This is a genomic window from Mycobacterium kansasii ATCC 12478 (assembly GCF_000157895.3).
GTDB classification, from domain to species: Bacteria; Actinomycetota; Actinomycetes; order Mycobacteriales; family Mycobacteriaceae; genus Mycobacterium; species Mycobacterium kansasii.
Genome location: NC_022663.1, coordinates 4,057,548 through 4,077,419, shown reverse-complemented (window position 1 = coordinate 4,077,419; position 19,872 = coordinate 4,057,548). Strand labels below are relative to the sequence as shown.

Annotated in this window: 15 protein-coding genes and 2 pseudogenes; 7 read left to right on the top strand and 10 right to left on the bottom strand. The window is 66.3% G+C overall.

What is annotated here, in order from left to right; genetic code table 11:
- Positions 1-8: 8 nt before the first annotated feature.
- Both MKAN_RS17770 and MKAN_RS17765 read left to right on the top strand, forming a co-directional pair.
- Complete coding sequence (locus MKAN_RS17770) at positions 9-1,166, top strand: enolase C-terminal domain-like protein (protein ID WP_023370526.1); 1,158 nt, start codon at positions 9-11, stop codon at positions 1,164-1,166.
- A gap of 10 nt (positions 1,167-1,176) precedes the next feature.
- On the top strand, positions 1,177-2,100 hold the full coding sequence (locus tag MKAN_RS17765; protein ID WP_036395268.1) for a ketopantoate reductase family protein: 924 nt from the start codon (positions 1,177-1,179) through the stop codon (positions 2,098-2,100).
- Positions 2,101-2,332: 232 nt separating this feature from the next.
- Here MKAN_RS17765 and MKAN_RS29815 read toward each other — a convergent pair.
- A pseudogene (locus MKAN_RS29815) lies at positions 2,333-2,948 on the bottom strand (transposase); the annotation flags it as partial.
- Positions 2,949-3,130: 182 nt separating this feature from the next.
- Between MKAN_RS29815 and MKAN_RS17755 the strand changes: the two are divergent.
- From MKAN_RS17755 to MKAN_RS17740, 5 genes and pseudogenes are all read left to right on the top strand, one after another.
- On the top strand, positions 3,131-4,372 hold the full coding sequence (locus MKAN_RS17755) for a PPE family protein (RefSeq protein WP_036444103.1): 1,242 nt from the start codon (positions 3,131-3,133) through the stop codon (positions 4,370-4,372).
- A 110-nt stretch (positions 4,373-4,482) separates the two neighbouring features.
- The gene (locus tag MKAN_RS17750) at positions 4,483-4,737 is read left to right on the top strand and encodes a hypothetical protein (RefSeq protein WP_023370516.1); all 255 of its coding nucleotides are present in this window, start codon (positions 4,483-4,485) and stop codon (positions 4,735-4,737) included.
- Positions 4,738-4,748: 11 nt separating this feature from the next.
- The gene (locus MKAN_RS17745; RefSeq protein ID WP_023370514.1) at positions 4,749-6,167 is read left to right on the top strand and encodes a PPE family protein; all 1,419 of its coding nucleotides are present in this window, start codon (positions 4,749-4,751) and stop codon (positions 6,165-6,167) included.
- 29 nt (positions 6,168-6,196) lie between these two features.
- Positions 6,197-6,590 (top strand): annotated as a pseudogene (locus MKAN_RS29810) (PE family protein).
- A 226-nt stretch (positions 6,591-6,816) separates the two neighbouring features.
- Positions 6,817-8,172 (top strand): nitrate/nitrite transporter, encoded by a 1,356-nt coding sequence (locus MKAN_RS17740; protein WP_036395296.1) that lies wholly within the window; start codon positions 6,817-6,819, stop codon positions 8,170-8,172.
- Between the two features lie 88 nt (positions 8,173-8,260).
- Here the strand turns inward: MKAN_RS17740 and MKAN_RS17735 are convergent, their stop codons facing one another.
- From MKAN_RS17735 to MKAN_RS17695, 9 genes are all read right to left on the bottom strand, one after another.
- On the bottom strand, positions 8,261-9,256 hold the full coding sequence (locus MKAN_RS17735; protein ID WP_099185054.1) for an Rv1681 family radical SAM protein: 996 nt from the start codon (positions 9,254-9,256) through the stop codon (positions 8,261-8,263).
- On the bottom strand, positions 9,253-10,077 hold the full coding sequence (locus MKAN_RS17730) for an Rv1680 family SBP-like protein (protein ID WP_023370508.1): 825 nt from the start codon (positions 10,075-10,077) through the stop codon (positions 9,253-9,255). The genes MKAN_RS17735 and MKAN_RS17730 overlap by 4 nt, the downstream gene beginning before the upstream one ends.
- An 8-nt stretch (positions 10,078-10,085) precedes the next feature.
- Positions 10,086-11,207 (bottom strand): Rv1679 family acyl-CoA dehydrogenase, encoded by a 1,122-nt coding sequence (gene fadE16, locus MKAN_RS17725; protein ID WP_023370506.1) that lies wholly within the window; start codon positions 11,205-11,207, stop codon positions 10,086-10,088.
- Positions 11,207-12,115 carry an Rv1678 family membrane protein gene (locus MKAN_RS17720; RefSeq protein ID WP_036395295.1) on the bottom strand — a complete coding sequence of 303 codons (909 nt, stop codon included), beginning with the start codon at positions 12,113-12,115 and terminating at the stop codon, positions 11,207-11,209. The genes fadE16 and MKAN_RS17720 overlap by 1 nt, the downstream gene beginning before the upstream one ends.
- An 11-nt stretch (positions 12,116-12,126) precedes the next feature.
- The gene (locus MKAN_RS17715; RefSeq protein ID WP_023370502.1) at positions 12,127-13,476 is read right to left on the bottom strand and encodes an amino acid permease; all 1,350 of its coding nucleotides are present in this window, start codon (positions 13,474-13,476) and stop codon (positions 12,127-12,129) included.
- A 100-nt stretch (positions 13,477-13,576) separates the two neighbouring features.
- A complete protein-coding gene (locus MKAN_RS17710) occupies positions 13,577-16,330 on the bottom strand; it encodes a cation-transporting P-type ATPase (protein WP_023370500.1) in 2,754 nt (917 codons plus the stop codon).
- A gap of 145 nt (positions 16,331-16,475) precedes the next feature.
- Positions 16,476-17,354, bottom strand: coding sequence for a universal stress protein (locus tag MKAN_RS17705; RefSeq protein ID WP_023370499.1), 879 nt, complete (start codon positions 17,352-17,354; stop codon positions 16,476-16,478).
- A 184-nt stretch (positions 17,355-17,538) separates the two neighbouring features.
- Positions 17,539-18,282, bottom strand: a complete 744-nt coding sequence (locus MKAN_RS17700; RefSeq protein ID WP_023370497.1) for a class I SAM-dependent methyltransferase — start codon at positions 18,280-18,282, stop codon at positions 17,539-17,541.
- A gap of 213 nt (positions 18,283-18,495) precedes the next feature.
- Complete coding sequence (locus MKAN_RS17695; protein WP_023370494.1) at positions 18,496-19,638, bottom strand: LLM class flavin-dependent oxidoreductase; 1,143 nt, start codon at positions 19,636-19,638, stop codon at positions 18,496-18,498.
- Positions 19,639-19,872: the final 234 nt, after the last annotated feature.

Sequence of the window (19,872 nt, the reverse complement as noted above, 5' to 3'; positions counted from 1 at the left end):
ACCGGGCGATGCGGGTCACCGCGATCCGGGAGCGACCGGTCGCACTACACGGCAGCCCTGCCAACGCGGTCGTCAACTTCGCGCAGCACACCGTCTCGCTGGTGGCACTGGTCAGCGATGTCGTCCGCGACGGAAAGCCGGTGGCCGGGGTGGCTTTCGACTCGATCGGACGATTCGCCCAGAGCGGGATCCTGCGCGACCGGATGATCCCGCGCGTCCTGTCCGCGGCGCCGGAAGCCCTGCTGGATCGATCCGGACGGATAGACGCGGCCGCAGTCTTGGCATGTGCCCTGGCCGACGAGAAACCCGGTGGGCACGGCGATCGGGCGGCCGCGGCCGCCGCCCTGGAACTGGCGTGCTGGGACCTCAACGCCAAACTCGGCAGCGAACCCGCCTACGCGACCATCGCACGTCACTTCGGACGACGACCGGCGCCCGCGGTCGCGGTCTATGCTGCCGGCGGCTACTACTACCCGGGGCGCGGCCTGGCCGAGTTGCGCGACGAGATGCGCGGCTATCTAGATCAGGGCTACGCGGCGGTCAAGATGAAGATCGGCGGCGCCGCGCTGGCCGACGACCTCGCCCGCATCGAGGCGGTGATCGACGTCGTCGGCGCCGAACGCGTCGCGGTCGACGCGAACGGCCGGTTCGACCGGTCCGCCGCGACGCACTGGGCCACGGCGCTGGCGCCTTACGGCCTGCGCTGGTACGAAGAGCCCGGTGATCCACTCGATTTCGACCTCAACCGCGAGGTGACCGGCTGCTACGACGGCGCGATAGCCACCGGTGAAAACCTGTTCTCGGTGCCCGATGTGACCAACCTGGTCCGCTACGGCGGCATGCGGCCGGGCCGCGACGTTTTCCAGATGGATGCCGGTCTGAGCTACGGGCTGGGCGAGTATGCGCGGATGCTCGAGGTGGTCGAGGCGCACGGATTCGATCGGAGGTTCGCCTTCCCGCACGGCGGCCACCTGATCAACCTGCACATCGCGGCAGCCCTGGGGCTGGGCGGTTGCGAGTCCTACCCGGGAGTGTTCCAGCCCTTCGGTGGATATCCCGACGGGTGCGCGGTAACCGGGGGCCGGATCTCGCCGACGGACGCACCGGGCTTCGGGCTCGAGCAGAAATCCGGCTTAGCCGAACTGATCACCGAGCTGACGGGCTAGGGGCACCCGGATGAAAATCGCGATAATAGGTTGCGGCGCAATGGGTTCCATCTATGCCGCCAGGCTGGCCGCCGCGGGCAACGACGTCGTGGTAATCGACCGGCAGCAGGCCGGCATCGAGCAGATCGCCCGGCACGGGTTGCGGGTCACCGGGCCCGGTTATGAGCAGTTGGTGCCGCTGCGGGCCGCCACCACGGCGCCCGCCGAGGCGATGGACCTGATCGTGCTGGCCGTCAAGGCCGCTGACGTGAGAACTGCTGCGCAGCAGGCGCTTCCGATGCTGGGCGTCGATACTTCAGTGCTGACCGTCCAGAACGGTCTGGGGTCGGCCGAGACCGTCGCGGGCGTCGTCGGCGACCGGCGGGTCGCGGTCGGGATCGCCAGTGGCTTCGGCGCGGCGCGGATCGCGCCCGGGCACGTGCGCCACAACGCCATGCGCGCAATGCGTTTCGGAGCCTATACATCGCTGCCGCACGAGACCGTCGAGTCGATCGCCCGGGCCTGGACCCAAGCCGGCTTCGACACCGCGGCGGTCACCGACATCGCCGCCATGCAGTGGGAGAAGCTGATCTGCAATGTGGCCTATAGCGCGCCCTGCGCATTGACCGGGATGACGGTTGGCCAGGTGATGGACGACCCGGAGATGGGCACGGTCAGTCGCGCGGCCGCGACCGAGGCGTGGGAGGTGGCGCGGGCATCGGGTATCGCGGTGGCCGTGACCGACCCCATCGCCCATGTCCGGGCCTTCGGCGCCGCGATGCCCGACGCGAAGCCGTCGGCGCTGCTGGACCATGAGACGCGGCGGGTCAGCGAGATCGACGTCATCAACGGTGCGGTACCGCGGTACGGCGCCCGCGTCGGGGTGGCGGCGCCGGTGAATGCGACCTTGACGGCGGTGGCCAAGTCGGTGGAAAGGCAATGGGGCGGCGACTGATTCGATTGCTCAAGGCGCTTATGCGAGTCACCGCCCAGACACCGGCCGATCCTAGCGCGTCCACACCCTCGGACACCGCTGATCTAGTCCGCTGAGCTGTCGGATGCGACGGCGATCGGTCAGGTCAGCCACTAGTGTCGCCGGGGGCCGGGAGGGTCCTTTGCACCCTCGTGCGAGCGACAATTCTTGCGTTCCCCGGCTTGTCGCTAGTGGTGTGTCCTGGATTAGCCGACTTTTCGAGGGCCACGCGGCCGCAGGCGACGTTGGCCGGGATGGATTCTGCTGTCGCTGTCCCCACGCGTATGGCCGTGGATCGTCTTTGTGTGGGTCGATGTATTACTGGATCGAGGCGATCAGGTCGGGAATTAGATGGAATACCCAGCGCCGCAATGCTTTATCGCGCAGCTCGCGGAACCAGCGTTCCACCATGTTCAGTCAGGATGAAGACGCGGGGTGAAATGCAGGTGGAACCGCGGGTTGTCCAGCCACCTGCTGCCGTCTTGGTGTTCGTGGGTGGCGTAATTGTCCAGGATCAGGCGGATCGCCAGGTCTTTGGGCATCTCGACCAGTTTCTTCTCAAAGCGCGCGTAGTTGGATAGTTTGAACGTCTGCACCCGATGCGGTTTGAGCCCGTGCGCGTGCCACACCAACTGAACCGTCGACTTCGAGACCCCTGCCGCAGCAGCCATCGTTCGACAGCTCCAACGAGTTTCACCCCCGGGGTCGGTAGTTCTGCCTCAGATCGACGATCTCGCCGATCTTGGAACGCCACCCCTTCACCGACGCCGGCGAGACCGACAAGACGCCGCGATCGCGCTGTTGGCCATTTCATCGCCAATTTGTCGCAGGACACACCACTTCCAACGTTTCGACAGGTTTTGATACGGAATCTCCCAGCGTATCGGAGGAAAATTTGGGAAGAGCCCAGTAAACGGACGAAATTCGGAGCCGTTTGACCGGAGTGTGTTTAGGTTGTCGGCTCGCTAGGCCGCGCCAGCACCGCGGTCTAGCCAGGAGGTGCAGGGTGACAATCGATTTCGGGGCATTACCACCGGAGATCAACTCGGGTCGCATGTATATCGGTCCCGGATCGGGACCAATGCTTGCCGCTGCCGCGGCCTGGGACAGCTTGGCGGCAGGGTTGCACTCCACGGCCGCGTCCTACTCTTCGGTGATCTCAGGGTTGACGGCGGGGTGGCAGGGTCCCGCATCGATCACGATGGCAGCCGCGGCCGCGCCATACACCGCTTGGATCAACGCCACCGCAGCGCAAGCCGAGCAGACGGCCACCCAGGCCAGAGTGGCGGCCGTCGCCTTCGAGACCGCCTTTGCGGCAACCGTGCCACCGCCGGCGGTCACCGCCAATCGTGCACAGTTGATGGCGCTGATCGCGACCAATTTCTTCGGTCAAAACACCCCGGCGATCATGGGCACTCAGGCCGAGTACATCGAGATGTGGGCACAGGACGCGGCCGCGATGTACGGCTACGCCGGTTCCTCGGCAACCGCCTCGCAGGTCACGCCATTCAGCGAGCCGCCGCAGATTGCCAACCCGGCTGGGACGGAGTGGCAGGCCGCGGCGGTTGCCCGCGCAACTAGCGCGGTGGCCGGCATGCAAACGATGTCGTTGCCGCAGTTGATGTCCGGGGTGCCTTCCTCGCTGCAAAGCCTGGCAGCACCGGGATCCTCGACGGCGCTCGCGGCCGCGGCGGATCCAACGGCCCCGGCGTCGCTGGCGTCCTCGCTGAACACGATCATCAGCACGATAACCGGACCCTCGTCGGCGTTGTCGCTCTTCACCATCGCGGGCGTGCCCTACCTGCTGGGCATCCAGAGCTACCTGTTGCCCCAAAACGTTGCGAATGTCGCCAACGCAGCCAGCAAGGTGTCGGCCGCATCGGCAAGCAGCGGCGGATGGGTGGGCGTCGGTTCGGCCGGGGGCGGCCTGAGCTCGGCGGCATCGGCGGGCATGGGCCGTGCGGGCCTCGTAGGGGGTTTGTCGGTGCCGCAGGGCTGGGCGATGTCCGCGCCCGCGGTAAAACCGGTCGCTGCGGTGTTCGCCGAAAACGGCCTCACCGGCGCTCCGGCAGCGGCCGCGACGCAGGGCGAGGGGTCCTTGTTCTCCAACATGGCCCTGTCGGGTCTGGCCGGCCGGGCGATGGTTCCTACCGGCGGAACCGCTGCGCGGTCCTCGGGCGCAACCGGGGGCGCTACGGCCGGCGAGGCCAGCGGTCCGGTCAACATCTTCATCGTGCCCGCCGGCGCCCAATGACTGCCGCCAAGACCGGCACTAGCCAGCAGGTCCGCCCCCCAGGGGCAGCTTTGATGAGGTCAATTACCCAGTGCCGCAGCAACTGTCAGCTACGAAGATGAGGAGTGCGCATGTCTTCGAGAGCGCAGCCGAAGATACCGACGAAAAGCGCGCAGGACGCCGCTGGTGCGACTCGCCCGACGGAAGCGGATGCGGCGGCCGATGTAGTGGCGATGTTGACCGCGGCCCGGCTCGGCGCGCATGTCGCGACGTTTCGAGAGGTCAGCCGGTTCGCAGCGGCTCATGAGATGTTTGTGAAAAGCCGCGCCACTAACGGCAAGTCGCGTGGGTCGGCCGAGCCCGGCCGCGTTACTGCGACCATCTGAAGGACGATGCAATGTATTTCGCGCTATTGCCTCCCGAAATCAACTCCGGTCGGATGTATGCCGGTCCGGGATCGGGGCCGATGTTGACCGCCGCCGAGGCCTGGGATGCACTGGCGGCCCAGCTGTATTCGACGGCGGCGTCTTACTCCTCGGTGATCACGGCTCTGACAGCGACGTGGCAAGGTCCGTCATCGGTGTCGATGGCGACCGCAGCGGCACCCTATATGGCCTGGACGAGCGCCACGGCGGCGCAATCCGAGCAGACCGCCGCACAGGCCCGGGCCGCCGCGGTGGCTTATGAGACGACGTTCGCGGCGATGGTGCCGCCGCCGGTGATCGCAGCCAATCGCAGTGAGCTGGCGTCGTTGGTGGCGACCAACATCTTCGGGCAGAACACTCCGGCGATTGCGGCCAACGAGGCACAGTACGCCCAGATGTGGGCCCAAGATGCCACCGCGATGAACAACTACGCCGGCCAGTCGGCGGCCGCCACGACGCTGACGCCGTTCGCGGCACCGGCGGCGACTACAAGCCCGGGTGGGCTGCTCGGTCAACTCGCGGCAATCGTGAATACCTACATCACACAGATCGTTAGCAGCACGCAAACGCAGATCGCGAATTTTTTCAACGCAATACCCACTGCGCTGCTGAGCTTTACGACGATCGTCACCGGACCGAATCCGATTTCCGGCCTGCTGACAGCTGCGCAGGACTTCGCCGGGATGCAAAACATCAACTCCCTCACCGGCGATCTCGAGCTGATCCCGAAACTCATCCTGCCGGTGAACGACATCTTCATCACCATCATCATGGGCCTGGTATTCCAGACGAAGTACCTCAACGGCTTGGCGAGCACGGCTGCCGGGGCCGCGGCAGGCAACGGCGGAGGGTCGGTGCTGGCGGCAGGACTCGGCTCGGGCCCAAATCTGGCCGGCTCGGCGGGTCTGGGTGGGGCGGTAGCGGCGGATGTCGGCCACGCTGGCTTGGTCGGCGGTATGGCGGTTCCGCCGAGTTGGGCTACGGCAACGCCGGCGATCAGAACGGTCGCCTCGGTGTTGTCTGGCGCGGGGCAGAATGCCGTAGCGGCGGGCGCGGTCAGCGAGGGAACCCTGCTCAGCGGGATGGCCGGTGCGGGCATGGTTGGAAGCGCGCTGGGCGCAGCCGCGCCCCGCGGCCCCGGGGGCGGCGGCGCCCGATTCCGTTCCACTTCACTCAAGGACGGCTCGTCCAAAGACGGCGAGTCGCCAGAGAACCTTCAACATCTCGTCGCCGAAATGGCTGAGAAACCAGAAAACGTGCAGCACTGGCACACCGACTCGGCAGGGCTGGAGAGCCTTATCGCCAAGCTGAAGAAGAAACCCGGCATCCACGCGGTGCACTTGACCGACGGCGATCCCAACAACTTAACGCTACCGAAGTCGCTGCCATGAGACCAGCCTGATACCAGGACATAGTTCAAATGTCTTTTGTAACAACACAACCCGGGACTCTGACGGCAGCCCCGGGTGAACTGAAGGGCATCGGGTCTGGCATGGCCGCCAAGAGCGCCGCCGCAGCACGTCCGACCACCAGCGTGGTTCCCGCTGCGGCCGGCGAGGCGTCAGCGTTGACGACGGCAATTCGCCGCCCATGCCAGCCTCCATCAAGCGATATCCACTCAAGCCGCTGCTATGCACGAAACGTTCGGGAGCGAAATGCGAACAAGCGCCGGCTCGTATGCTGCCACCGAGACCGCCGAAACGATCGCCGCCAGGCAGCACGGCGTCCCCGGCAGCAGCAATCATACGAATACGGCTCGTGCAGAGGCTAATTCGTCACGCCGATACCGCATAGGGTCGAGATCGGAAGAATGAGCATTGATTGCGCGGTTATGACGACCACCACGTCGGTTGCGGTTGAGGGAGCGCTGCTTCGATGCGCACGGCGCAACGCGGAGCGGAACGTTGGGATTGCCCACTGCTTCCTGGGTGAGCCATGTCGGGAATTTGGTAATGCAAGCGGCTTTCGGCCTGATTGCTAAGCATCGATCGCCGCTCACACGGGGATTCGATGCTGGCATTCGATTGCAAAGGAAATCTGATGACCCACTCACATGACATCTTGGATTGGAACCCGGAAGACACCAAAGCCTGGGAGTCCGGTAACAAAGACATCGCCCGTCGCAACATGATCTGGTCGATCGCGACGGACCATGTCGCCTTCGGCGTCTGGACGCTGTGGTCGGTGCTGGTGTTGTTCATGCCGGAATCCATGTACGGGTTCGGCGCGAGCGATAAGTTGTTGCTGCTCGCGGTCAATACGCTGGTCGGTGCGCTGATGCGCATTCCGTATACGGCTGGCATCGGCATTTTCGGCGGCCGCAACTTTACGGTGGCCATCACGCTGGTATTGCTCATCCCGACCGCCGGCACGATCGTGCTGCTTGCCAACCCCGGACTGCCGCTGTGGCCATATCTGGTCTGCGCGGTGCTGACCGGACTCGGCGGCGGCAACTTCTCCGCATCGATGACCAATGTCAACGCCTTCTACCCGCAACGGCTCAAGGGCGTCGCGCTGGGGATCAACGCGGCGGGCGGCAACATCGGGGTCCCGGTAATCCAGCTGATCGGCCTGCTGGTGATCGCCGTCGCGGGCCACCGCCAGCCGTACTGGGTGTCCGGGCTCTACATGGTGTTGCTGACGATTGCCAGCATCGGCGCCATGCTGTTCATGGACAACGTCAAGACTTACAGAGTCAATTTCGGTGCGATGCGAAAAATGATCGCCCAGCGCGACTCCTGGCTGCTCTCGCTACTCTACGTCGGCAGCTTCGGCTCCTTCATCGGGTTCGCGTTCGCGCTCAGCCAGGTGTTACACATCAAGTTCACCGAGGCCGGTCAGACTCCAGGGCAGGCGTCGCTGCACGCCGCCCAGATCGCCTTCATCGGGCCACTGCTGGGGTCGCTGTCGCGCATCTACGGCGGCAAACTTGCCGACCGCATCGGCGGCGCTTGCGTTACCCTGGCTGTCTTCGTCGGCATGACCCTCGCTGCCGGACTACTGGTTTGCGCAAGCAGCCTCGACGACAGCAATGCCGGCCAATTCACCACCACCTCAATGGTCATTTACCTGGTCGGCTTCGTCGCCTTGTTCATCCTGGCGGGCGCCGGTAACGGATCGATCTACCAGATGATCCCGTCGGTCTTCGAGGCCCGCAGCCACTCGCTGGACCTCAGCGAACACGACCGCAAACAGTGGTCGCGAAACGTCGGCGGAGCATTGGTCGGGTTCGCAGACTCGATCGGCGCCTTCGGCGGCTTCGCGATCGACATGATGCTGCGGCAGTCCTACCTGCTCGCCCGCACCGAGACGCCGGCATTGTGGATCTTCTTGGGGTGCTACGTCGCCTTGGCGGCTCTGACCTGGGCGGTGTATGTACGTCGGCCGCTTCAATAGTCACGATGCAAACCGGGCATCAGGCTCCAGCGGGCGGTTCGGGTGAGGGTTGTGCTTGGTCGGCTACAGCGGGTGGTGGCGTCGGGCCCTAAGCGCACGGGAACAACGCGGCCGCCTCGGCGGCCTGCGCCCACTGCTCGGTGAACAGCCGGCTAACCGCGTCCAGTGCCGGTGTCAGCGGTTCGATGATCCGCGACACCAGGGCCCGCTCGTCGGTGGCGGCGACCGGATGCCAGTACACGCCCTCGGCGGTGACGGTCACCTCCGGAACGAGCGATTCGCGGCGCAGCGACAACCCCTCGGACGCAACACCTTCCAAGGCGATCGGCCGCACCAGCTGATCCTCGCCTGCGATACCGAGCGCATCGAGGAACTCGTGAAATGCGGCCAGTTCGCCGGGCGCGGGGGCGGCGACTGTCGCGGCCACGCGTACCCGGAAACCCAGCGATAACGCGAAACGGATTCCGGCAACCGCCTTTTCCCACGTACCGGCGCCGCGGTGCGAGTCGTGCAGGTCCGGCGTCGCCGAGTCCAGGCTGATCTGCAATGCGAGCCCATCCCTGGGCAGGGAATCCAGGGCCCGGCGGGCCCGGCCTTTGAACACCATCCCGTTGGTGAGGACGGTGGTGGGCAGCGTTTCCACACAGGCCGAGATGATTGTGGCGATGTCGGGCAGCAGGAACGGCTCACCGCCGGTGAGGAACAACTCCCGTACCCCCCAGCGTGCCGCTTCACCGACAATGCGGCCGATTCGCTCGGACCCCAGTTCGCGGTGCGCGGCCTGCGGCGACGAGGAGACACAGCAGTAGTCGCAGGACAGATTGCAATGAAAGTTGGTATAGAGCCACAGCCGGACCCCGGGCAACCGGTCGGCGCCCAGCACCTCGGCGGGATCCGGCGGATGACCACGCCGCACCACCACGGCGCCGACTCCCGCATCGTCCAAATCCGTGCTAACCAGCGTGTTTCCAGTTCGGGCGCACCACTTTTCGGCAAGCTCTCGATCGTGGTGACTACTGACGGCAACCTCGACGGTCGCGCCCTGCGCGAGCCCGCCCACCTGGCGCATCAAGTCCAGGATCACCATCGCGGGTCGATGCCCTGCTCCTCGACGGCCTCGAACAACGGCTTGTATCCGTCCAGATGCGGAGCCACCCAGCGTCGTAATCCCTCGAGTTCCAATATCTTTCGATGCTCGGGGTTATCCCAGTCCATCGCCAGCAACCGGTCCAGCCATGGTTGGTACCGCTCGGCGGCCAAGGTGTCCAACGCGGTGAACATGCAGTGGCAGTAGCCTTCGGTGCGCCATACTTCGGCCAGCGATTCCCCCATGAGCTCCGCCGCACCCATAGCCGCCCACGTCGAGCTGCCGATGGCCGCCACATCGGCCTCCCCGGCCAACACGGCGTCCACCGCGTCCAGTTCGCTGCGGCCGGTATCGCCATGTTTGCCTATGTCGGTGTTGAATCGGATGACGTGTAGGTCCGTCTCGGCGATGTCCGCGCGCCGTAGGTAATACAGCGGCAGGATCGCCGCGTGTGCGGAGTCGGCGGACCCGAGCGCCAGACGTTTTCCGGCAATATCACCCGGCCCCTGCAGCCCGCTGCCGGCGCGTGCGACGAACACGGTGGTGTAGTCCACGTCTGTGTCGCGCTGGGCCAGCGCCGTGCAGTGCCCGCCAGTTTGCAGCACGGTCCGCACATAGGCCAGGTTGGTGTTCCAGGCGATGTCGATGTGCCCGGCGATCAGCGAGTCGACCAACCGCCCGTAGTTGGAATACAGCACGAAATCCATTTCGGTGTCCGGATTTCGGGAGTCCCGAAAGTAGCTTCGGATGCCCTCCCAGATCGGGACCACATTGGGCGTGTATGCCACAGCCCCGACAACCAGCGGTTCGGTTGACATATCCCTCCCTAGAACAGCGGCAGTCCGGTGACGGCCCGGCCGTAGAAGTCGTACAGTGCGTCGGCGGTCGGTGCCATCACCGCCCCGGCCCGAGCGTCGCGGAAAGCCCGTTCGATGGGCAGATGCTTGGAAAACGCCGCACCGCCACACACCCGCATCGCCGACTCGGTGATGGTCAGCGCGGCGTCGTTGACCGACGCTTTGACTCCCAGCACATGCGTCAGTGTGGTGTCGTCGGGCGAACTCACCCGGTCGGCGACCTGCGCCAGATACGCCTCCTGCGCCGCCAGCCCGGTGCCCATCCGAGCGATCTGGGCGCGGATCGTCGGCAGCTCGGCCAGGCTTCCGCCGAGGTGTTCCAGCCGGGCGCTGGTGACGTGCCTGACCGCGGCGGTGGTGGCAGCGGTCGCCAAACCCAGTGACACGGCCGCATTTCCGAGGTTGAACCACGGCAGAACCGTTTCCATCATCATGCCGAACCCGCCGCCAGGCGGGCCCAGGCGATAGCGGGCGGGCACGCGAATGTCGACCGACATCGGCGCCGAGGCATTGCCGCGCAGGCCCATCCCGGTGAAGGTGCCGGTCACCCGCAGGCCCGGCGTGTCCGCCGGAACCGCGTAGAGATCAACGTCTCCGGCGACGCCACTGACCGAACCGGTGGAGACGATGTAGACGTCGGCGAACCCCGCCGACGTCACCCAGCTCTTGTCGGCCCGCACGACGACGTCGTCCCCGTCGGCCGTCGAGGTGGATACCGGCGCCCAGAAGTGCGAACGAGAGCCCTTCTCGCTGAACGCCAACGTGCCCAGTTTTTTCCCGGAGGCCATGTCCGCCAACAGATCCGGCAGGCCCGGCGGGGGCGCTGCGGCGACGGCGACGGCCGCGGCCACATGCATCAGATAGATCATGGCGGTCGATCCGCAGGCGGCCGACAGCTGCGCCACTACCTGGGTGAATTCCCTTGGGCTGGCCGCTATTCCACCGACATCGGCCGGTAGCACCAGACCAAGTAGGCCACTGGCCCGCAGGGCATCCACCGACTCGACCGGAAAGGAACAGTCGGCGTCCACTCGCTCGGCGTGTTCTGCGGCGACGGCAACGACTTGCGGCACAACCCCCGATGCGGTCATCACGCCCCTTTCGTCCGTCCGATCATGGAGCCGGTTGCCAGACTCACCACCGCTGCGCAGACGAAAACCACTGCGGTGGTGTTGGTTCCACCGAGCCACACCGCAGTCCCGCCTACTTGGACGTAAATGGAAGCCGCGGCTAGCGCTGCTACCGCGGCGGCCGCGATCGCGATCATGCGCTGGCCGGCCTTGGCTGCTGCCAGCATCGCCAGCGCGACCGCGATCAGCACCACGGCGCCGCGTAGGTTGTATTGGCCGAGCGAGAATTCCAGCGGTCGTATGCCGACGTAGGCGGGCCAGCTACCGGCAAGACCGCGCCACCCGGCGATCAGCGCGATCAGCAACAGCACGGTTGCCCAACCAGCCAGCAACCGCTGCGCTCTCGACCGGACTGCCGATGGCGAGGTTGCCACGCGCACGGCGTCGACGGCGGCGTACCGGGTCGACGCCACGAAGAGCAGGACGACGTGGATGCCGAGCAGCATCGCGTACGCCCATGGCCATTCCCCGGGCGACTCGGCGACCGAGAGGCCGATCGCCAGTGACTGTCCGATGCCGATCAGGGCGGCCAGCCGCACCGCCGTCCCGGTCAGCAGGAGCACTGCCAACGCGGACTCGGCGACCAGCACCGCCCAACCGAAGGCGGTGAAGTACGGCAGCACCAGGTGCTCGACAGCCCAGCTGAACGGTTTGAACACCGGATGTTCGATCGCCAGATGGGTGAAGTGGTACAACCCGCTGTTGCTACGCTGCCCGAAATCCGGTGGCAGTTTCCAGACCACGTTATAGAGCCAGATCAACCCGGCCAGCAGCCGCAGACCGGCCAGAGCTATCAGACCACCGGTCTCCGGTGGCGCCCCGGGTGAAAACAACAGTTCCGTTCCGCGACGAACGCCGGCCGTCCTCATGCGTTGCAGTATCACACGCCGCGCAAGGGTCTGCGCGTCGCCACCTTGGCGACGAAGTACACCGCGACCACCACCGACCAGGACAGCAGGCTGAGCCACAGCTGGGTGCGCGCGGTACTGTCGAACGCCATTTGCACCAGTACGGCGATGATTCCGGCGACCGTGAGAATCGACAGCGCCGGGAACAACCACATCTTCACCCTCAGCTTCTCGGCGGGTGTGCGGCGGCGCAGCACTATTTGCGACAGCGCGATGAGCAGGTAGACGAACAAGATCACCGCGCCTGAGGAGTTGAGCAGGAAGAGAAACACCGTGCCGGGCGCGAGCCACGCCATGACGACGCAACCGAACCCCACCGCCGACGAGCACAGGATCGCGATGTGCGGTACCCCGCGCCGGCTGACCTTGACCAGAAGTGCCGGCGCCTCGCGCCGGTCGGCAAGCACGAACAGCATCCGCGACGCGGTATACAGGCCGGAGTTGAGGCAGGACAGCACCGCGGTGAGCACCACCGCGTTCATGATCTGGGCCGCCGCGGGAAGACCCAGGTGCTTGAGCGCCGCGACGTACGGCGAGGCGCCGAGTTCCACTGAGTCCCAAGGCAGGATGACGACCACCAGGAAAACCGAGCCGACGAAGAAGATAGCGATGCGCGCGACCACCGAGTTGGTCGCGCGCTGTATCGCGCGCTGCGGATCTCGGCTTTCGGCCGCGGCGATGGTGACCACCTCGGCGCCGACCATGGAGAAGATCACCACCACGATGGCCGCGAACACGGCGCCGACACCCTTGGGGAAAAACCCGCCATGCGCGCTGAGGTTGGCGAGATCCATGCCGTGGCCCGGCAGGAAGCCGAGCACGAAGGCGGTGCCCACGCCGAGAAAGATCACGATGGTCGCGACTTTGATTCCGGCGAACCAGAATTCGAACTCCCCGAAGGACGACACCGAGAACAGGTTGGTCGTGGTCATCAGCACCATCAGGCATAGCGAGCACAGCCACAGTGGCGCAGGAAACCAGTAGTTGAGGACTTTGCCGCCGGCCACTGCCTCGAAACCGACGACGATCACCCAGAAGTACCAATACAGCCAGCCCACCGAAAACCCGGCCCATCCCCCCAGGGCGGTGGCCGCGTGGTCGGCGAACGACCCGGTGGACGGGTTCGCGGTGGCCATCTCCCCGAGCATCCGCATCACCAGCACGATCAGCACCCCGCACATGGCGTAGGTCAGGAACGCCGCGGGCCCGGTCGCCTGGATCACCACGCCGGAGCCGACGAACAAGCCGGCGCCGATCACCCCGCCGATCGCGATCATGTTGAGCTGACGCTGCGACAGTCCTTGGCGCAGTTGGGAAGTCATACTCGAAGCCGGGCGGGCCGGCCCGCACTCGATGTTCGGGCGAGCCAGGCGATGCGCTCGGTTCTGCGTCCGCCGCATTATCGGACGCTAGCAGTTGTTGTCAGCGACTACCGCCAGTTGGCGCCGCGCCTCGTGAGCGATCGGGTTCTGATGTGCGATGCGCGCCGCGGCCCCTGCGCAGCAGCTTGTCGACGGCGACGACGAGGGTGACAACCGTGGCGACGGCGAAGATCCGCATCCAGGCGGGCGCCCCGATCGGTGCCGTACCGAACACCGTGTTCATCGCGGGTAGATAGGTGATGGCAAGTTGAGCGACGGCCTGCACGGTCACGCCCACGATGATCCAGCGATTGGAGAAGATGCCGATCCGGAAGGCCGAGTGGGTCAGCGACCGGCAGCTGAACAGGTAAAAGGCCTCAACCACCACAAAGAGGTTCAGCGCCGCGGTCCGGGCTACTTCGACGCTGGCGCCTTTGCCGATTTCCCATTCGAACAGCCACCAGGCAGTGGCGACCAGCATGGTGGCGACCAGCAGAATCCGCGCCACCAGGCCGCGGGTCAGCAGCGGCTGGTCGGGATCGCGCGGCGGACGAGTCATGATGCCGGCTTCCTTGGGCTCGAAGGCGAGCATGAGGCCGAGCGCGATCGCGGTGGTCATGTTGATCCACAGAATTTGGGTCGGCAGTATCGGCAGGGCGCCACCGACTGCGATCGCGACCAGGATCACCAGTCCCTCACCGATATTGGTGGGCAGCGTCCAGGTGATGAACTTCGTCAGATTGTCGAAGACCCCGCGGCCCTCTTCGACCGCGGCCTCGATGGTGGCGAAGTCGTCGTCGGTCAACACCATGTCGGCGGCGTCCTTGGCGACCTCGGTGCCGCCGAGGCCCATCGCGACGCCGATGTTGGCCTGCCGCAATGCCGGTGCGTCGTTGACGCCGTCGCCGGTCATGGCGACCACATGACCCCTGTCCTGTAATGCCTGCACGAGCCGCAGCTTCTGCTCCGGCGAGACCCTGGCGAATAGTTTGGCCCGGTCCACGGCGTCGGGATAGTCGTCGCTACTCAGGACAGCCAACTCGGCACCGGTAAGCACCGCGCCTGCCGTCGGTTCCTCGTCGTCGAGCAATCCGACCTTGGCCGCGATCGCTGTGGCGGTACCGGCGTGGTCACCGGTGATCATCTTGACCGCGATACCGGCGGTGTGGCAGGCCGCGACAGCGGATGACGCGGCGGCCCGAGGAGGATCAAGCATTGCCTGCAGCCCGGTGAACGCCAGCGTGCCCGGCAGCGCATCGTCGTCGAACTCGCCGGGGTCGGCTCCGGCGCGGACGGCGGTGGCCAGTACCCGTAGACCCCGGGCGCTGAGTAGGTCGGCGGCCCGCAACACCGTCGCGCGGTCCAGCGGACGCAACGCGCCGTCGGCACGCAGCTGCGTGCTGCTCAACTCGAGCATCCGCTCCACCGCGCCCTTGGCCAGCACCACGTGGTCAGCTCCGTCACGATGCAGGGTGGCCATGTACTGGCGCTCGGAGCTGAACGGGATGGCCGCCACCCGCGGCATGCCCGCGGCGACGCGCTCCACATCGAGCCCAGCCTTGGCCGCGACAACCAGCATCGCGCCCTCGGTCGGGTCACCGATAACACTCCAGTGCCCATCGTCGTGGCTCAGTGCCGCGTCGTTGCAGCGCGCACCGGCGATCAGTGACCAGCGCAGTGCCGCATGGGCATCCACCGACACAGGGGCGCCGTCGCGATCCTGCAGGACACCGTCGGGCGCATAGCCCGTTCCGGTCACCTCGACCATGCCGTCGGGGGTCCAGATCATCTGGACGGTCATCTGGTTCTCGGTCAGCGTTCCGGTCTTGTCGCTGCAGATGACGGTGGTGCTGCCCAGCGTCTCCACCGCCGGCAGCCGCCGAATCACCGCGCGGCGCTTGGCCATTCGGGCCACACCGATAGCCAGCGTGATGGTGACGGCGGCCGGCAGGCCCTCGGGGATGGCCCCGACCGCGAGGGCGATCGCGGCGGTGAAGGTTTCGACGGCATCCTGGCGGCGCAGCAATCCCGCGGCGAAGGTGACCGCCGCCAGACCGAGGATGGCGATGGTCAGGACCTTGCTGAACCAGGCCAGCTTCGCGGTCAGCGGCGTCATCAGGGTTTCCGCGGCACCGACCAGCCGATGAATTTCACCCAGTTCCGTTTCGGCGCCGGTCGCGACGGCGATGCCGGCGCCGTGCCCCGCGGTCACCAGGGTGCCGGAGTAGACCATATTGCAGCGATCCGCGACCGGAGTGGCCTCCGGTAATGCGACCGCGTCCTTATGGACCGGCACCGACTCTCCGGTGAGCGCTGACTCGTTGACGTGCAGTTCGGTTACCCGCACCAGCCGCAGGTCGGCCGGCACTTTGTCGCCGCTCTCCAGCAGCACGAGGTCCCCGGGAACCAGGTCCTCCGACGGCACGGTGTGCTCGTGACCGCCACGAACCACCTTGGCCTGGGTGCGCACCATGGACCGCAATCCCTCCAGCGCGGCCTCGGCCTTGGATTCTTGGATGAAACCCACGATGGCATTGACGACAACCACACCGAAGATCACCGCGGAATCGACGTATTCGCGCAGTCCCGCGGTAATCAGCCCGGCTGCGAGCAGGACGTAGATGAGCGGATGGTGAAACTGCCGCAGAATGCGCACCAACAAGCCGCCCCGCGCAGCCACCGGCAAGGTGTTGGGTCCAAAGCGTTCTAATCGCTCCGCCGCTTCGCCACCGGACAGCCCGCGGTGCGGATCGGACTCCAATAGCAGCACCACCTCGTGTGCTGACAGACCGTGATGAGCCGTGGATCCCGGCACTCACCTCACCCCTTGCTACCCATTGCGACCCTTGCGACCCTTGCTACCCTTGCGACCCTTGCGACCCTTGCGCACTGACCAACCACTTGTTCGTTTCAGATTGCCGACGCGGGCCGCGGCACCGCCGACGGCCCGGGCCGGCCGATCATGATCCGGAGGCGACCTCCCACCCGCCCGGGACGACCATCACCGGTCGATGGGAGTGGTGCACGGTTCCCACGGCTACGCTGCCCAGCACGATATCCCGCGCGCCGGAACGTCCCCGGGAGCCGACCACCACCAGAGCCGCATCGCGGTCGTCGGCGGCCGCCACCAGTGCTTCCGAGACGGCACGAGCGCGGAAACCGTGACCGCGGTTGACGGTCAACCGGAGAACGTCTGCGGCTGCCGCTCCCGAGGAATCGACCGGCGGGGCGGGCGCCGGGCCGTCGCCGACAGATATCAGCAACACATCTCGTTGCGGGCACAGCCGCTTGGCCGTCGCCAACGCCGTAGCGGCACCGCTGGAGCCGTCCCAGCCGACGAGGATCGGCCCGTCGGCGAGCGCTTCGTACTCGGCCGACAGCATCGGATGCGGCACCACGACCACCGGCTTCGGGCAGTAATGCAGCACCATGTCGGATACGCTGCCCAGCACCGCCTGGGTCCCTCCGAGCCCGCGAGCCCCGACAACCACCAGGTCCGCCTGCACATCGTCGACCGCTTGCGCGATTCGCAGCCCCTCCGGACCCCACGTGCGCTTCAGCAGCGGCTCGGCATGCCACCCGGCGGCGCGAGCCAGCGTCACACCCATCCCGACTATTCGCTCGGCCTCGCACTCACCCTCGCGCTCGACCATCTCAGCCAACTCGTTCGCGTCGCGAGCCATGGGGCGCAGCCGCCGGCGAACCTTTTCACTCGCGAACGGCGGAACCCACAGATAGGTAATCCACCCGTGCGCCCCGGGAAACAACAATGCACCGGCAGCTATCGCGACACTTGCCCCCGGCGAACCGTCGTATCCCACAATCGCATCCACCGGCACCGGTGCACCTCCTCACCACAGACGTTAGGCAAACGTCGGCCTCGGTGTCAGGAGGCGTTGGTCCCTAATCGTGTGGCCGCCGGTCACACGTCGACACGCAGCGGCCGTCGGCACACCTTGTCCTGGCCGGCGGTGACACGAAAACCGTTGGACTCATGAGGGTTTGGCTATCAACGCAGTGGCCTCAGTCCAGGCGGGTGGCCACCACGGCCCACACCGGGATGTGTACCCGGTGGTCCTGCAGCAGCGGCTGCAGCACGTTCAGCTGCTGCACGAGCGGTCGCATGCGCTCGAGCATCTCGTCCTGCCTCTCCGAGACCACTTTGGTCATCGCGTCGAAAGTCCGCGGGAGGAAGCGCGCCTGGTAGGTGGTGGCGCCCAGGTAATCCACCCGCCACCCGCCTGCACCGAGCACCCGGTCGAAGTTGTCCGCCGGTATGCCGGCCCACTGGATGCCGTTGACGTTGTGCGGGCTGAACTCGAACATGTATAACCGCGCCCCGGGCCTGGTGGCCCGGTGCAGCGCCTGCGTGTAGCGCGTCTGGGTTGCTTCGTCGCCGAGGAAGACGTGATAGAACGCGCTGTCCACCACGGTGTCGAACCGCCCCTCGAAGCCGTCCAGGCGGGTGGCATCGGCCACCCGGAAGTCGACTGTGACGCCGGCGCGATCCGCATTGCGCCTGGCCCGCTCGATGGCCGAGGGCGACCCGTCGACACCGGTCACCGAAAACCCTTGCGACGCATAGTGAATCGCGTGGTAACCGGGACCCGTGCCCGGGTCGAGGACCTCGCCGCGGATGCCACCAAAGGCGACCAGTTGCTCGACGACCGGCTGCGGGCCGCCGATGTCCCACGGGATCAATCCGTCGTTCAGTTCCGGGTCGCCGTACAACGGCTCGAAACCGGCAACGTTGGCCTCGGTTGTCATGGGAATCTCGCTTCCTTGTTGACGGGGGAACGCACGTCCATTTTGTATACGATTGCGTTCACTAAAATCCGACCATAGCCGATCCGCGTAAGGAACGCAATCGTCTATAACAAGGTGGGGTGCGGATGCCGCTGCCGGTTGCGGGGTCAGCGCGCTGCCCGCGTGCCGGTTGGCCCGCCAAATCCCCTGGCGAGCGCGGTAATCGGTGACAGGCTAATGCGCCGAGACAACCGCCAACGGCGCCGGGGCCGGTGGCGACTGACCGTTGGGCCGCGCCCACAGACCCCTGCGCTCGAGCAGCGGCAGCACGCCTTCACCAAACCAGTAGGCCTCTTCCAGGTGCGGATATCCCGACAGGATGAAGTGGGTGATGCCCAACTGCGCATACTCGGCCAGCCTGTCGGCGACCTCGTCGTGCGACCCGACCAGCGCGGTGCCCGCCCCGCCGCGCACCAGGCCGACCCCGGCCCACAGGTTGGGCGCGATCACCAGTCGGTCGTTGTTGCCGCCGCGCAGCTCGACCATGCGGCGCTGTCCCTCCGACTCGCTGCGCGCCAGATTGGCCTGCATCCTGGCGACATCTGCCGGGTCGATACCGTCGAGCAGCCGATCGGCCTCCGCCCAGGCCTGCGCGGAGGTGTCCCGGCTGATCACGTGAATCCGTAAGCCGTACTGCAGAGTTCGGCCGTGCTCGGCCGCCAGCCCGCCAATCCAGTCCAGTTTGTCGCCAACCGCGCCGAGCGGCTCGCCCCAGGTGAGGTAGACGTCGGAATACTTCGCCGCGACCGGCCCGGCCGAGCCGGACGATCCGCCGAAGAACACCGCGGGAACCGGGTCGGGCCGGTTGTTCAGCGCCGCGCCTTCCACGCGGATGTGGTCGCCGGTGAAGGTCACCGGCTCACTCGACGTCCACAGTTGCCGCACCGCGTGCAGGAACTCGCCGGTGCGGGCATACCGCGACTGTTTGTCCAAGAAGTCCCCGTAGGCGCGCTGCTCGTGCGGTTCACCGCCGGTGACGACGTTGAGCAGCAGCCGGCCACCGGACTGGCGTTGGAAGGTGCCGGCCATCTGGGCGGCCAGGGTGGGACTGGTCAGGCCGGGACGCAGGGCGACCAGAAACTTCAGCGTCTCGGTGCGCTCGACCAGCATCGCGGTGGTGAGCCAGGCGTCCTCGCACCACAACCCGGTCGGGGTGAGCACCGCCTCGAAACCGTTGGTTTCGGCGGCCGCGCAGATCTGGTGCAGGTACTTCAGCGTCGCGGGCCGGTCGCCACGCATCGCGGTACCGTGCCCACCCGCAACCAGATTGCGTGAATCGCCGTACGTCGGCAGAAACCAATGAAAAGCCAGGCTCATCCGGGTCCTCTTTCTCCTACCAAGGTCAACGGCCGATCGTGCCCAACGACGCCGGGCCGGGTGCGGTTGGTTGTCCTGACTTTGAGCTGGCCTTGACCCCTGCCCTGGTCATCTCCGATGCCCGACCGGGCGCTTTCCATGATTGAGGCCGCACCAGCGCTGCCCAAGGGCGAAAACCTCCCCAATCCGGGCGCCGGGTGGTGCAAGAGTGTGCATTTGCCGCGTGTGGACACC

What these genes read in the sequence shown, in the direction of transcription:
- MKAN_RS17770 (WP_023370526.1), top strand. Translation starts at nt 9, where the DNA reads ATGCGGGTCACCGCGATCCGGGAGCGACCGGTCGCACTACACGGCAGC.
- MKAN_RS17765 (WP_036395268.1), top strand. Translation starts at nt 1,177, where the DNA reads ATGAAAATCGCGATAATAGGTTGCGGCGCAATGGGTTCCATCTATGCC.
- MKAN_RS17750 (WP_023370516.1), top strand. Translation starts at nt 4,483, where the DNA reads ATGTCTTCGAGAGCGCAGCCGAAGATACCGACGAAAAGCGCGCAGGAC.
- MKAN_RS17745 (WP_023370514.1), top strand. Translation starts at nt 4,749, where the DNA reads ATGTATTTCGCGCTATTGCCTCCCGAAATCAACTCCGGTCGGATGTAT.
- MKAN_RS17740 (WP_036395296.1), top strand. Translation starts at nt 6,817, where the DNA reads ATGACCCACTCACATGACATCTTGGATTGGAACCCGGAAGACACCAAA.
- MKAN_RS17730 (WP_023370508.1), bottom strand. Translation starts at nt 10,077, where the DNA reads ATGTCAACCGAACCGCTGGTTGTCGGGGCTGTGGCATACACGCCCAAT.
- fadE16 (WP_023370506.1), bottom strand. Translation starts at nt 11,207, where the DNA reads ATGACCGCATCGGGGGTTGTGCCGCAAGTCGTTGCCGTCGCCGCAGAA.
- MKAN_RS17720 (WP_036395295.1), bottom strand. Translation starts at nt 12,115, where the DNA reads ATGAGGACGGCCGGCGTTCGTCGCGGAACGGAACTGTTGTTTTCACCC.
- MKAN_RS17715 (WP_023370502.1), bottom strand. Translation starts at nt 13,476, where the DNA reads ATGACTTCCCAACTGCGCCAAGGACTGTCGCAGCGTCAGCTCAACATG.
- MKAN_RS17700 (WP_023370497.1), bottom strand. Translation starts at nt 18,282, where the DNA reads ATGACAACCGAGGCCAACGTTGCCGGTTTCGAGCCGTTGTACGGCGAC.
- MKAN_RS17695 (WP_023370494.1), bottom strand. Translation starts at nt 19,638, where the DNA reads ATGAGCCTGGCTTTTCATTGGTTTCTGCCGACGTACGGCGATTCACGC.